The organism is Flavobacterium sp. NRK1 (genome assembly GCF_024054175.1).
Taxonomy (GTDB): domain Bacteria; phylum Bacteroidota; class Bacteroidia; order Flavobacteriales; family Flavobacteriaceae; genus Flavobacterium.
Window position 1 is genome coordinate 1,547,140 of record NZ_JAMXLA010000001.1, and the last position, 13,620, is coordinate 1,560,759.

Below are 13,620 nucleotides of genomic sequence, written 5' to 3' on the forward strand. Positions count from 1 at the left end.
ATCGGGCTTAATTAATTCTGTTTATAGAAACTAAAATTCTCTGTAGTTCCGGAGTAATAAAATCTACTATTGGTTTAGGATATAAACCAAAGAATAGAAGTACCGCTATTATTGTTACAAAAACAAATCCTTCGCCAAAAGTTACATCGGCAAATGGTTTTGCATTCTGCTCTCCAAGCATTACCTGCTGGAACATTCTTAGCATATAGAAAGCACCCAGTATTATTGTAGTACCTGCTATAACTGCAAACCATATACTGGTTTGTGCCATACTATAAAGTAATTCAAATTCTCCAACAAAGTTAAAGGTTGCTGGCAATGCTACAGATGCTAATACTAGTATCATGAACATTGAAGTAAATTTAGGTGACTGAGATCTGATGCCTCCCATTTCACTTATTTCACCTGTATTATAACGGCGCTCTATTATTTCAGCAGCATAAAAAAGGCCTACTACTACAAAACCGTGAGCAATCATTTGCAATACTGCACCACGAAGTCCGTCAAGAGTAAGGGTATAAGCACCGGCTGCTATTAGTCCTACGTGAGCAAGAGATGAATATGCCAGTAATTTTTTAAGGTCAGTTTGTTTTAATGCCAGTATAGATCCGTATATAACGCCGGCAATACAAAGGCCAACAAATATGTACATAAGGTCTGCAGCCGGTTTTGGCGCTATTGGCAGCTGCCATCTGATTATACTGTATATTGCCATTTTAAGCATTATACCGGATAGCAGCATTGTACCTGCCGTTGGCGATTTTTGGTAAACATTAGCCTGCCATGTATGAAATGGTATAATTGGAATTTTTATAGCATATGCCAGGAAAAAGGCTAAGAATATAAAAAACTGCTCATTAGGCGTTAAAAATGCCCTGTAAAGGTGTATGTTAAGGAAAGATCCTGTTCTTTGATACAGGTAAATAAATGCTACAAGCATAAACAGTGAACCTGCAAAAGTGTAAATAAAGAATTTTATAACAGCTTTTTTTCTGCTTTCCCAATCGCCTTTACCCCACACAAGAGATATAAAGTAAATAGGGATTAGCGAAAGTTCCCAGAAAATATAATACACAAAGCCATCTACACTAATAAAAGTACCTGCCATAGCAAATGCCATGAACATAATAAGCGCGTAAAAAGCTCTTGAGTTTTTAATAGTATTTTTAAATGTAGAAAGTATAATGATAGGAGTAAGCGCTGTTGTTAGCAATAACATTATCAGCGAGAGCCCGTCGGCCTGAAAAGCAATTAATACACGTGGTTTTTCTATCCAGGTTTGTATAAAGCTTACAGGTTCTCCCTGACTGAACAGGCAGGTAACATAAATAGCTGCTGCAAATGCTGCAGTACTAAAAATAAGCGCTGCTTTTGCAGCCCACTTGTTGCCTACAAAGTAAGTGGCTGCTGCCCCGAATAATAAGATAATAAGTACAAATGATATGTCCATCAGTTATGAATTATTTTGCCAGAAATATAAAAACAATTATTGAGCAGATACCCAGAACAAAAGCAAACAGGTAAAAGCCTACGCTTCCGTTTTGCAGCGTCTTTCCTTCGCTTCCAAGTATATTGGCTACTTTGCCCAAACCAAAAATAAAGCCCGAGAAAGCAGCTTCGGTTACATCTCTAAAGAAGCTTCCTATAGCATAAATTGGGTTTACAATTATGGCGGTGTAAATCTCGTCTACATAAAATTTGTTATATAATACTTTTGCAAAGCCTGTTATTTCACTGTCCTGACCCGGTACAGCCGATTGTTTAATGTATTTGTAGTATGCAATACCAATTCCTATTAACGCTCCGGCTACGGCAAGTCCCATAAGCATATATGCAGAACCATCTAATGCATGGTGTTCTGCCGGTTTAGCAATAACAGGAGCAAGATAATGGTTTAACCAGTTGCTGCCGGGCAGGTTTATAATACCACCTACAAGAGCAAGTAGTGAAAGCACAATAAGCGGGAATGTTATAAGTCCCGGAGACTCATGCAAATGATGTTTTTGCTCTTCTGTTCCTCTAAAATCTTTATAGAAAGTAAGGTATAATAGTCTGAACATGTAAAATGCTGTCATTAACGATGCTAATGCTGCAATTGCCCAAAGTGCTTTGTTATGATGGAAAGCAGTCATCAGTATTTCATCCTTAGAGAAGAAACCTGAAAATGGCGGAAGTCCTGAAATAGCAAGTGTTGATATAAGGAAAGTGATAAAAGTAACTTTCATTACTTTTCTAAGTCCGCCCATATTGCGCATATCCTGCTCACCATGCATTGCATGGATGACAGAACCTGATCCTAAGAAAAGACAAGCCTTAAAGAAAGCATGTGTTATTACGTGGAAAACAGCAACTTCATAAGTACCAAGACCAAGAGCAAGGAACATTAATCCTAATTGTGATACCGTAGAATATGCAAGCACTTTTTTGATGTCGTTTTGTACCAGTCCGATAGCTGCCGCTACAAGAGATGTTACTGCGCCAACTATGGCAATTACATTTTGAACATCCGGAGCAAGATTAAACAAAAAGTTCATTCTTGTTATCATAAATATACCTGCTGTCACCATGGTAGCAGCGTGTATAAGTGCCGATACAGGCGTTGGTCCTGCCATTGCATCCGGTAACCATGTATATAATGGTATCTGAGCACTTTTACCACAGGCACCTATAAACAGGCACAGTGCAGCGGCGCTTAACCAAACCATGTCAACTTCTGTCCCCGATGCTATTGCCGAACTGATAGTTGTATAATCTACTGAATGGAATAAATAACCGATGATAAAAATACCTATAAGGAAACCAAGGTCGCCAATACGGTTCATTATAAATGCTTTTTTTGCTGCATCGTTATAATCCTGATTTTTATACCAAAATCCGATAAGAAGGTAAGAACAAAGACCGACACCTTCCCAACCAATGAACATTATAAGCAGATTGCTGCCCATAACAAGCGTAATCATAAAGAATACGAAAAGATTCAGATAAGCAAAAAATTTATACAGATTCTCATCATCATGCATATAGCTTATAGAGTACATATGAATAAGTGTACCTATTCCGGTAACAAACATTAACCATAACAATGAAAGCTGATCCAGCTGAAAGCCAAAGTTTACCTTAAAGTTAGCAAGTGTAAGCCACTCACCAAGGTCTATCATAACCGGTGTTCCGGTATTAATAACCTGAAGGAAAAAAGTAAGCGTTACCACAAAAGAAGTGGCTACTGCAAGAGTTCCTAATGTTCCCGATGCACCTTTGCTTAGCTTTTTTCCAAAGAAAACATTAAGCAAAAATCCTGCAAACGGAGCAAATAATAATAGTAAAGCCAAATTTGTATCCATTAGGCGCTATCCTTTTAAATTTTTTAAATTATCTATATCAATATTGTTCAGGTTTCTGTAAACCGCTACCAGTATGGCAAGCCCTACTGCAACTTCTGCTGCTGCAACCGCCATAGAAAAGAATACGAATACCTGTCCCTGTGCATCCTGATGATATGTTGAAAAAGCCACTAAAAGCAGGTTAACTGCATTTAGCATTATTTCTATAGACATGAACATTACAATGGCGTTTCTTCTGTAAAGAACTCCAAATACACCCACACAAAACAATAATGTAGAAAGATAGATGTAGTTCTCAATACCTATTTGTTGTAATATATTTTCCATATTAGTTGTTAATGTGTTCTTTTTTAGATAACAATACAGCACCTATCATAGATACTAAAAGCAGTACCGATGCAAATTCAAACGGAACCATATATTCATTAAGCAATACCTGTCCCAATACTTTGATAGACTGGTAGTCCTGCCCTGAATTTTTATATTCCAAAAATGCAGGCTGAGCTTTAATAAATGTTGCTAAAAGTACAAATGCTACAAGGCAGAAAGATACTGCTGCTGCCACACGGGTAAGCATAGATTTATTTTTTTCATCTTCCTTGTTGAGGTTCATGAGCATTATCGTAAAGAGCATTAATATCATAATAGCTCCCGAATAAACGATAATATGTACTATTGCCAGAAACTGGGCATTAAACATTAAATAATGGCCGGCAATAGAGAAAAAACATAATACCAGGTAAATAGCACTATGAATAGGGTTTTTGCTCAAAATAGTCAAAAACGCAGTAGCTAATGTAATGGCCGATAGAATATAGAAAGTTGTAAGCATCTTAGTTCGCCATTTGTGGTTTAGTGTTGTTAATAGCAATATCAAGAGGCATAACAAGTTTGTCTTTACCAAAAATAAAGTCTTCCCTGTTAGTGTTTGATTTTACCATAACTCTTGATTTAGTAAGGTAAATAGCCTGTTTAGGACAAGCCTCTTCACATAATCCGCAAAAAATACAGCGAAGCATGTTTATTTCATAAATAGAAGCATATTTTTCTTCCCTGTATAAATGCATTTCATCAGGTTTTCTTTCATCAGCTTTCATAGTAATAGCTTCAGCAGGGCAGGATAAAGCACAAAGTCCGCAGGCAGTACAGCGCTCACGTCCTTCTTCATCGCGCATAAGCATATGCTGTCCTCTGTAAACCGGGCTAAGCTCCCTTGTCTGCTCAGGATATTTAATGGTTACTTTCCTTGTAAATAAATGTCGGATCGTAATAAACAACCCTTTAAAGATCGCTACAAGGTAAAGGCTTTCCAAAAAGGTCATCTTTTTATTAGATACCTCCTTTTTCCTTCCCGATAATGATATGGTTTCTATTGACATTTTCTATTCGTTTTGCCTCTTAGGCGTTCTTACTTAAAATTATAGTGTTCCGTCACTTAGCAGTATTACTATACCCGTAATTATAATATTTGCTATTGCAAGAGGGATCAGCATTTTCCATCCCAGTTTCATTAGCTGGTCGTAACGGAATCTTGGTATTGTCCAGCGCACCCACATATAGAAGAATATAAAGGCACATATTTTAATAAACAGGACAAATATACCTATTACATTTGCCACATTTGCACCTGCATTTTCTGCCATCCAGTCCATGCCCGGATAGTTATATGCACCAAAATAAAGCACTGCTAAAATTGTAGATGATATAAACATACTTGCATATTCTGCAAACAGGTAAAAGCCCATTTTCATTGATGAATATTCAGTGTGGTAACCACCTATAAGTTCTGCTTCACATTCTGCAAGGTCAAACGGTGTACGATTCGTCTCTGCAAAAGAACATACCAGGAAAATAAGGAAACCCACCGGCTGATAAAATACATTCCAGTTCATTCCATGCTGTCCGGCAGCCATTTCGCGTAAGCTTAATGATTCTGTCATCATAATGAGGGCAATAAGGGCAAGACCCATTGCAACCTCATAAGATATCATTTGCGATGAAGCACGCATGGCACTCATCAGCGAGAATTTGTTATTAGAAGCCCATCCCCCAATCATGATGCCATATACACCTACAGATAATACACCGAAGATGTAAAGCATAGCAACATCAATATCAGTTGCCTGAAGAATAACATCACGGCCAAAAATATGCAGTTTATCTCCCCATGGTATTACGGCACTCGTCATAAGTGCAGTACTCATAGAAATAGCAGGCCCTGCAATGAAAAGAAATTTGTTTGGGGTGTTAGGAAAAAACTCTTCTTTAGAGAAAAGTTTTAATCCATCTGCCAATGGCTGAAGAATACCGCCTTTACCCGCACGGTTAGGACCTATACGATCCTGAAGCCAGGCTGCAATTTTACGTTCGGCCAGTGTTTCATACATGGCAAAAAGCATGGTAATAGCAAAGATTACCACGATAAAAATACCTTTTTCTATTATTATTGCCTGATCCATAGCTATATATTACCGTCTTTAAATACCTCTATTTCTTCTTTCTTTAATGGAATAGCAGGCATACTGATTTTTTTCCTGTCCTGCTCACGACCCAGTAATATCTGTTTTTCAGTTTCAATGGTAACAGTATCAAGTTTTCTTGTATAGTTATTCTGATTGATAACAGAGTCTTTTTCAAATTTCCTTGGTCCTTCAATAACCCAGTCTTTAGGGTCTTTATGGTCGAAGCGGCATTCATTGCAAATAAATTCCTCCACTTCGTGGTATTCGTCTTTACGTGCAGTAACCCTTTGTATTTCGTTGCCAAACATCCAAAGTGTGGTTTTACCGCAGCATTTGTCACAATCTCTATGTGCATTGTAAGGTTTGTTAAACCATACTCTTTGTTTGAAACGGAAAGTTTTATCGGTAAGAGCACCTACAGGACATACATCGATCATATTTCCTGAGAACTCATTATCTATAGCTTTAGATATGCAGGTAGAGATTTGTGAATGGTCACCTCTGTTTACCACACCGTGTACACGGTTATCAGTAAGCTGGTCTGCAGTCATAACACAACGGTAGCAAAGGATACAGCGGTTCATGTGAAGCTGAATCTTGTCACCAATATTTTCCGGTTCAAAAGTACGTTTGTCTTCAATAAAACGTGTTTTAGCAGAACCATTCTTAAAGCTAAGATTTTGTAAGTCACACTCACCGGCCTGGTCACATACAGGGCAATCCAGCGGGTGGTTTATTAAAAGAAATTCTGTAACCGATTTACGGGCATCCACAACTCTTTCCGAAGTGATGCTTTTTACTTCCATACCATCCATAACACCCGTAACGCACGATGCCATTAGTTTTGGCATTGGCCTCGGATCGGCTTCACTACCTTTAGAAACCTCTACAAGGCAGCAACGGCATTTACCACCGCTTCCTTTAAGTTTAGAATAGTAGCACATTGCCGGCGGTACTGATTCACCGCCTATCATTCGCGCAGCCTGCAGGATGGTGGTCCCCGGTTCTACGTGTATCTCCTGTCCGTCTATTGTTACTTTCATTATACTATTGTTTGAAAGTTATAAGTTGAATTTTGAATACAAATGTTTTTTCAACTGTTGACTTTCGGCTTTAAACTTTATAACTCCTTACACTACTTGTTTGGCCACTAAATGCTTCACCTTTTCAAAAGGCTCGGCAACAAAGTGATCTCTGTTTTTTACTTTTTCAGGAAAACGAACATGGTATTCAAACTCGTCCCTGAAATGGCGTATAGCTGCTGCCACCGGCCATGCTGCCGCATCACCAAGAGGACAGATTGTATTTCCTTCAATTTTACGCTGAATATCCCAAAGCAGTTCAATGTCTTCTTCGCGGCCATGGCCGTTTTCTATACGGTGAAGTACTTTTTCCATCCATCCTGTACCTTCGCGGCAAGGGGAACATTGTCCACAGCTTTCATGGTGATAAAAACGGGAAAAGTTCCAAGTGTTTCTAACGATGCATGTTGTATCATTATACACAATAAAGCCACCTGATCCCAGCATAGACCCTGTAGCAAAACCACCTTCAGAAAGTGATTCATAGCTCATTAATCTATCGCCGCCTTCAGCATTTTTGTAAATAAGATGAGCAGGAAGAATTGGCACCGAAGAACCTCCCGGAACCAAAGCTTTTAAAGGCCTGTCATCCATCATACCGCCTAAGTATTCATCTGAGTTCATAAACTCATCAACACTAAGGCCTAATTCTATTTCATATACACCCGGATTTTTAATATGTCCTGATGCAGATATTAATTTTGTTCCTGTAGATCTTCCAATACCTATTTTAGCGTATTCAGCACCTGTGTTATTTACAATCCATGGCACAGCAGCAATAGATTCTACATTATTAACCACTGTAGGATTAGCCCAAAGTCCGCTTACAGCAGGGAATGGAGGTTTAATCCTTGGATTACCCCTTTTTCCTTCAAGCGACTCAATAAGTGCAGTTTCCTCACCACAAATATATGCACCTGCACCGCAGTGCACATGAAGATCAAGATCGTAACCTGTACCAAGTATGTTTTTACCTAACCATCCGGCAGCGTAGGCTTCTTTAATTGCATTCTCCAATATGCGGAAAACCCACATATACTCGCCACGAATGTAGATATATGACAAATTACAGCCAAGCGCAAAACTGGAAGTGATCATTCCCTCTATCAAAAGGTGAGGAATGTACTCCATAAGGTAGCGGTCTTTAAACGTTCCCGGCTCAGACTCATCTGCATTGCAAACCAAATGTCTTGGCTTACCTGATTTTTTATCAATAAAACTCCATTTCATACCCGTAGGGAAACCTGCCCCTCCACGGCCTCTAAGTCCTGAAGTTTTAACCTCTTCCACAATTTCATCCGGGGTCATGCTTTTCAGCGCTTTTTCTACAGAGCGGTAACCACCATTCTGGCGGTACACTTCATAGGTTTTTATTCCCGGTACGTTTGCGTGTTCTAATAATATTTTCATAGCCATTGTTACTTGGTATAATGGTCTCTAATTAGTGTAAATTAACCTGCCCGTTTCGGCACTCATCAATAAGAGCGTCTACTTTTTCTTTCGTCAGGTTTTCCCTGTAATAATCGCCTAACTGCAGCATTGGTGCATAACCGCACGCGCCCAGGCATTCAACACCAACAACGGTAAACATACCATCAGGTGTAGTTTCACCTTCTTTAATCCCCAGTTTTTCACAGGTATAATCCATAAGGTTTTCGGCACCGCGAATAGCACAGCATGAAGTCCTGCAAAACTCAAACATATATTTACCAATAGGTTTTTGGTTAAACATCGTGTAAAACGATACTACCTCATATACCTCAATTGGCTTAATGTTTAATATCTCAGCAACCTTGTCCTGTAGTTCTATGCTCAGCCAGTTGTCATGAGCATCCTGTACCTCGTGAAGCACAGGCAGCAAAGCCGACTTTCTTTTATCTTCAGGATAGTGGCTTATCAGCTCATTAATGCGCTCTGTAAGCTTAGCATCTATATTTATAACCTGTTTAGCGTGTGAAATTTCCATAAATCTTAAGCGTCTAATTCGCCTGCAATAACGTTGAGGCTTGATAATGTTGCAATGGCATCAGACAGCATTTGTCCTCTTACCATATCGTTAAAGGCCTGGTAGTAAATAAAACATGGCCTGCGGAAGTGCAGCCTGTAAGCAGTACGGCTTCCGTCAGTTATAAGGTAAAAGCCAAGCTCTCCGTTACCGCCTTCTACCGCATGATACACTTCGGTTTTCGGTACCGGCACTTCGCCCATTACAATTTTAAAATGATATATAAGCGCTTCCATGTTGTGGTAAACATCTTCTTTTGGAGGAAGGTAATAATCAGGAACATCTGCATGGAAAGGGCCTTCCGGCAGTTTGGCAAGTGCCTGCTTAATGATGCTTAAACTTTCCCAAACTTCTGCATTACGCACACAGAACCTGTCATAAGTATCACCTGATTTCCCAACAGGAATATTAAATTCAAAATCTTCGTAAGAACTGTATGGCTGCATAACGCGTACATCATAGTCTATACCTGCTGCACGAAGGTTAGGGCCTGTAAAACCATAGCTCATTGCTTTTTCTGCAGAAATAGGACCTACGTCTATAGTACGGTCCATAAAAATCCTGTTACGTGTAAGAAGGTTTTCAAATTCTGTCCAGATAGGAGGGAACTCCTCAAGGAAAGTATTTAATTTTTTAAAGGCTTCAGGGCTCCAGTCTCTTTCAAAACCGCCAATCCTTCCCATATTAGTGGTAAGGCGTGCACCGCAAATTTCTTCGTATATCTCATATATTTTTTCCCTGTACTGAAATACATAAAGGAAACCTGTAAGCGCTCCCGTATCTACACCCAATACCGAGTTGCATATAATATGGTCTGCAATACGCGCCAGTTCCATAACTATTACCCTAAGGTACTGCACTCTTTTTGGTACTTCTATATCCAGCGCTTTTTCTAATGTCATCCACCATCCCATATTATTAATAGGGGCGGAGCAGTAATTCATCCTGTCTGTAAGCGGTGTAACCTGATAAAAAGGCCTGTTTTCGGCTATTTTTTCAAAAGCGCGATGTATGTATCCTACAGTACCTTCACCATCAAGTATTCTTTCACCATCCATAAGCAGGATATTCTGAAAAATACCATGGGTAGCAGGGTGTGTTGGCCCAAGGTTTAGTATTGAAAGCTCGCTGCCATCTTCATTCTGCTTCTTTTCGATCATCTTGGCATAACGATGCTCCGGTGGTAATAACAAGTCTGACATTTTATATAGAAATTTATTCCTTGTTCATTATTAACAATTATCGGGTGTACGCCCAAAGAAACGGTCATCTTTATCAGTTCTTCCGCCGTCTTCCAGAGGAAACTCTTTTCGCATTGGGAAAGATACCATCTCATCCATATTAAGAATTCTCTTTAATTGAGGATGCCCTTTAAATATAATTCCGTAAAAATCATAAGTTTCGCGTTCCTGCCAGTTAGCACTTAAAAAATGGTCTGTAGCAGTAGCTATTTCCGGATTATCTCCGTTAAGAAAACATTTAAAGCGAATCCTCACATTATCGTACCAGTTGTGCATATGGTATACTACGGCAAACTGCCTGTCTTTTTCAGAATCAGGATAATGAACGCCGCAAACATCTGTAAGGAAGTTAAAACGAAGTACTGGGTCATTCTTAAGGTACCCCATTACCTCAGACATAGCGTAGGGAGCTACTTCAAAAGAGAAGATATCGTGTTGCTGGATAAAACCGCTAACTTTTTCGCCGAATGTATCGGTTAGCTTATTTTGTATTACTGTTGTTTCTAAAGCCATTTTTAACTTATGAAATATTATAAGAAGCTAATAGTTCTTTGTATTCTTCCGAGCTTCTTCTGCGTACAGATTCTGTTCTTACAATGTCCTGAAGCTTCATAATGCCATCCAGTATCTGTTCCGGTCTTGGAGGGCATCCCGGTACGTAAACATCTACAGGTATAACTTTATCTATACCCTGTAAAACTGAATAGGTGTCAAAAATACCTCCTGATGAAGCACAGGCTCCTACTGCAATAACCCAGCGTGGCTCGCTCATCTGCTCATATACCTGGCGTAAAATTGGCGCCATTTTTTTAGCAATGGTTCCCATTACCAAAAGCATATCTGCCTGACGGGGTGAAAAGCTCATACGTTCTGATCCAAATCGTGCCACATCATAATGTGAGGCCATAGTAGCCATGAATTCAATACCGCAGCATGAAGTAGCAAAAGGTAAAGGCCAAAGCGAGTTCGCTCGTGCCATACCTACAACTGTATCCAGTTTTGTTGCAAAAAAGCCTTCTCCTGAATATCCTTCGGGAGCGTCAACTATTTTTATATCTGATGAATTGCTCATTGTAATTTAATTTTGATTATCAGGTATTTAATCTCAAAAATCATACCTGCCTCCTTCATTTATTCCCACTCTAAACCTTTTTTCTTCATTACATAGAAAAAACCTACGATTAGAAGAAGCATAAAGATTCCCATTTTTATAAGTCCTTCAGTTCCCATTGCACGGAAGTTTACCGCCCACGGATACATGAATATTACCTCAACATCAAATAATACGAATAGAATAGCTACAAGGAAATATTTTACCGAAAATGGTATACGGGCATTCCCTACTGATTCTATACCGCATTCAAAGTTTTTGTCTTTATTTACCGAATGCCTTTTAGGCCCCAATTTGCCTGATACGAATATTGTACCGGCTACAAATCCTACTGCAAGAAGCGTTTGCATTAAAATTGGGAAATAATCTGCCTGAGTTGTATGCATATCTTGTGTTTAATTTATAAAACAATTCACAAATATACACGTCACAGCTGAACAAACTCAACGTTTTTTGGAGAGAAAAGGAATAAAACCTTAATTTTTATTGGTTCTAAATAAAAAGATATTTTATAAAGTTTATAAGAGTATGAATAATTAATATGATAAATTTTTATGCGTTAATAAATTCTTAAAAAAAAGCATAAAAACAGATACTAAACACCATTAAATAAAAAAACCGCTCTAAAAATAGAGCGGTTTGTCCGTTAAGAGGTAATCGATAATATTTATTGTATATATATTATATAGCTGCTACCTGAGCTGCTACTTTACCTTTTTTGCCTTCTTCTTCTACATAACTTACTTTGTCGCCTTCACGCAGATTTTCTGCGTTTAGACCTGTAGCATGTACGAAAATGTCATTTCCTGTTTCGTCGTCAGTTATGAATCCATAACCTTTGGATTCAATAAAAAATTTAACTTTGCCTGTTCGCATTCTGTAATAAAAAAATAATTAATAATGTTTCAAAGATAAACTTTATTATGATATTACAAAATTAAACGTTAAAAATATTCATAAACATAATTGATTACATGAAGGTTATGCTCTTTTGTTAACAAAATGATTTTTATTTTAAATAAAACTGAAATGTAACTTTTCCCCTTTGTATAACTGAAAATATTACACTCTTAATTATAAAAGCAGAGCCCCACAATTGTGGGGCTCTGCTTTTATAATTATATAGTAAACTGAACTATAGTTCAAGCGCTTTTTTAGGATTATTATCCATAAGCAGTTCTACAGGATTTTCTAATCCTTCTTTAACTGCTACAAGGAAACCTACAGATTCACGTCCGTCAATAATTCTGTGGTCGTAAGAAAGAGCCACATACATCATTGGATGAATTTCAACTTTCCCGTTTACGGCAATAGGGCGTTCTATAATATTGTGCATGCCAAGAATACCGGATTGCGGAGGGTTGATGATAGGTGTAGATAACATACTACCGAATACACCACCATTGGTAATTGTAAACGTACCACCGGTCATATCATCTACAGTTATTTGTCCGTCACGAGCACGAAGTGCAAGGCGCTTAATTTCTGCCTCAATACCACGGAAAGTAAGTGCTTCGGCATTTCTTACCACAGGAACCATAAGGCCTTTAGGACCTGATACTGCAATAGAAACATCTACAAAATCAAAAGATTGCTTATAGTCGCCATCCATCATAGAGTTAACATCAGGATATAGCTGTAATGCTCTTACTACTGCTTTAGTAAAGAATGACATATACCCAAGGCTCACACCACCGTGTTTTGCTTTGAATGCATCCTTGAATTCATTTCTTACATTGTTTATAGGTGTCATGTTTACTTCATTAAATGTAGTAAGCATGGCTGTTTCGTTTTTAGCTGATACTAAACGTTCTGCTACTTTTCTGCGAAGCATAGAAAGTTTTGTACGCTCAGATCCACGGTTGCCGCCTGTAGGCGTACCCATAGAAGGTTTTGCGTTGGCATTTACAGCATCATCTTTAGTGATCCTGCCGCCTTTGCCTGTACCTGATACATCTGAAGCATCAATATTTTTCTCGTCTAATATTTTTCTTGCTGCCGGAGACGGAGTGCCTGTAGCATATGTTTTCTCAGGAGCAGGAGCCGCTTTTGGCTCTTCTTTCTTAGGTTCTTCTGTTTTAGGAGCTTCTTCTTTTTTCTCCTCTTTAGCAGGAGCAGCAGCACCGTCTGGTTTGGCAGCGCCTGTATCTATAAGGCAAACTACCTGGCCTACCTGAACAGCATCGCCTTCTTCTGCTTTAAGTGTAATAACACCGCTAGCTTCAGCAGGAAGCTCAAGGGTTGCTTTATCTGAATCAACTTCGGCAATTGCCTGGTCTTTTTCTACATAATCTCCGTCTTTTACCAACCAGGTTGCAATTTCAACCTCTGTAATAGACTCCCCCGGTGAAGGGACTTTCATTTCTAAAATCATGTCA

15 protein-coding genes are annotated in these 13,620 nt (G+C 38.7%); all 15 read right to left on the reverse strand.

Annotation, left to right across the window (positions count from 1 at the left end; genetic code table 11):
- Window positions 1–7: 7 nt before the first annotated feature.
- The gene (locus NHE85_RS07190; protein ID WP_252811105.1) at window positions 8–1,450 is read right to left on the reverse strand and encodes a NuoM family protein; all 1,443 of its coding nucleotides are present in this window, start codon (window positions 1,448–1,450) and stop codon (window positions 8–10) included.
- Window positions 1,451–1,460: 10 nt separating this feature from the next.
- Window positions 1,461–3,341: an NADH-quinone oxidoreductase subunit L gene (nuoL, locus tag NHE85_RS07195; protein ID WP_252811107.1), complete on the reverse strand. Its 1,881-nt coding sequence runs from the start codon at window positions 3,339–3,341 to the stop codon at window positions 1,461–1,463.
- Window positions 3,342–3,347: 6 nt separating this feature from the next.
- On the reverse strand, window positions 3,348–3,668 hold the full coding sequence (nuoK, locus tag NHE85_RS07200; RefSeq protein ID WP_252811109.1) for an NADH-quinone oxidoreductase subunit NuoK: 321 nt from the start codon (window positions 3,666–3,668) through the stop codon (window positions 3,348–3,350).
- Between the two features lies 1 nt (window position 3,669).
- Window positions 3,670–4,173, reverse strand: coding sequence for an NADH-quinone oxidoreductase subunit J (locus NHE85_RS07205; RefSeq protein WP_252811111.1), 504 nt, complete (start codon window positions 4,171–4,173; stop codon window positions 3,670–3,672).
- 1 nt (window position 4,174) lies between these two features.
- Window positions 4,175–4,720, reverse strand: a complete 546-nt coding sequence (nuoI, locus tag NHE85_RS07210) for an NADH-quinone oxidoreductase subunit NuoI (protein ID WP_252811112.1) — start codon at window positions 4,718–4,720, stop codon at window positions 4,175–4,177.
- Between the two features lie 39 nt (window positions 4,721–4,759).
- Window positions 4,760–5,800 (reverse strand): NADH-quinone oxidoreductase subunit NuoH, encoded by a 1,041-nt coding sequence (gene nuoH, locus NHE85_RS07215; RefSeq protein WP_252811114.1) that lies wholly within the window; start codon window positions 5,798–5,800, stop codon window positions 4,760–4,762.
- Window positions 5,801–5,802: 2 nt separating this feature from the next.
- Complete coding sequence (locus NHE85_RS07220) at window positions 5,803–6,846, reverse strand: 2Fe-2S iron-sulfur cluster-binding protein (protein ID WP_252811116.1); 1,044 nt, start codon at window positions 6,844–6,846, stop codon at window positions 5,803–5,805.
- 87 nt (window positions 6,847–6,933) lie between these two features.
- Window positions 6,934–8,301: an NADH-quinone oxidoreductase subunit NuoF gene (gene nuoF, locus NHE85_RS07225; RefSeq protein WP_252811118.1), complete on the reverse strand. Its 1,368-nt coding sequence runs from the start codon at window positions 8,299–8,301 to the stop codon at window positions 6,934–6,936.
- Window positions 8,302–8,326: 25 nt separating this feature from the next.
- Window positions 8,327–8,851 (reverse strand): NAD(P)H-dependent oxidoreductase subunit E, encoded by a 525-nt coding sequence (gene nuoE, locus NHE85_RS07230; RefSeq protein WP_252811120.1) that lies wholly within the window; start codon window positions 8,849–8,851, stop codon window positions 8,327–8,329.
- Window positions 8,852–8,856: 5 nt separating this feature from the next.
- Window positions 8,857–10,092 carry an NADH-quinone oxidoreductase subunit D gene (locus NHE85_RS07235; protein ID WP_252811122.1) on the reverse strand — a complete coding sequence of 412 codons (1,236 nt, stop codon included), beginning with the start codon at window positions 10,090–10,092 and terminating at the stop codon, window positions 8,857–8,859.
- A gap of 30 nt (window positions 10,093–10,122) precedes the next feature.
- Window positions 10,123–10,644, reverse strand: a complete 522-nt coding sequence (locus NHE85_RS07240; RefSeq protein WP_252811124.1) for an NADH-quinone oxidoreductase subunit C — start codon at window positions 10,642–10,644, stop codon at window positions 10,123–10,125.
- 7 nt (window positions 10,645–10,651) lie between these two features.
- Complete coding sequence (locus NHE85_RS07245; protein ID WP_252811126.1) at window positions 10,652–11,203, reverse strand: NADH-quinone oxidoreductase subunit B; 552 nt, start codon at window positions 11,201–11,203, stop codon at window positions 10,652–10,654.
- Between the two features lie 59 nt (window positions 11,204–11,262).
- The gene (locus tag NHE85_RS07250; RefSeq protein WP_252811128.1) at window positions 11,263–11,628 is read right to left on the reverse strand and encodes an NADH-quinone oxidoreductase subunit A; all 366 of its coding nucleotides are present in this window, start codon (window positions 11,626–11,628) and stop codon (window positions 11,263–11,265) included.
- Window positions 11,629–11,923: 295 nt separating this feature from the next.
- Window positions 11,924–12,118 (reverse strand): cold-shock protein, encoded by a 195-nt coding sequence (locus tag NHE85_RS07255; protein WP_252811130.1) that lies wholly within the window; start codon window positions 12,116–12,118, stop codon window positions 11,924–11,926.
- Between the two features lie 259 nt (window positions 12,119–12,377).
- Complete coding sequence (gene odhB, locus NHE85_RS07260) at window positions 12,378–13,616, reverse strand: 2-oxoglutarate dehydrogenase complex dihydrolipoyllysine-residue succinyltransferase (RefSeq protein WP_252811132.1); 1,239 nt, start codon at window positions 13,614–13,616, stop codon at window positions 12,378–12,380.
- Between the last annotated feature and the right edge of the window lie 4 nt (window positions 13,617–13,620).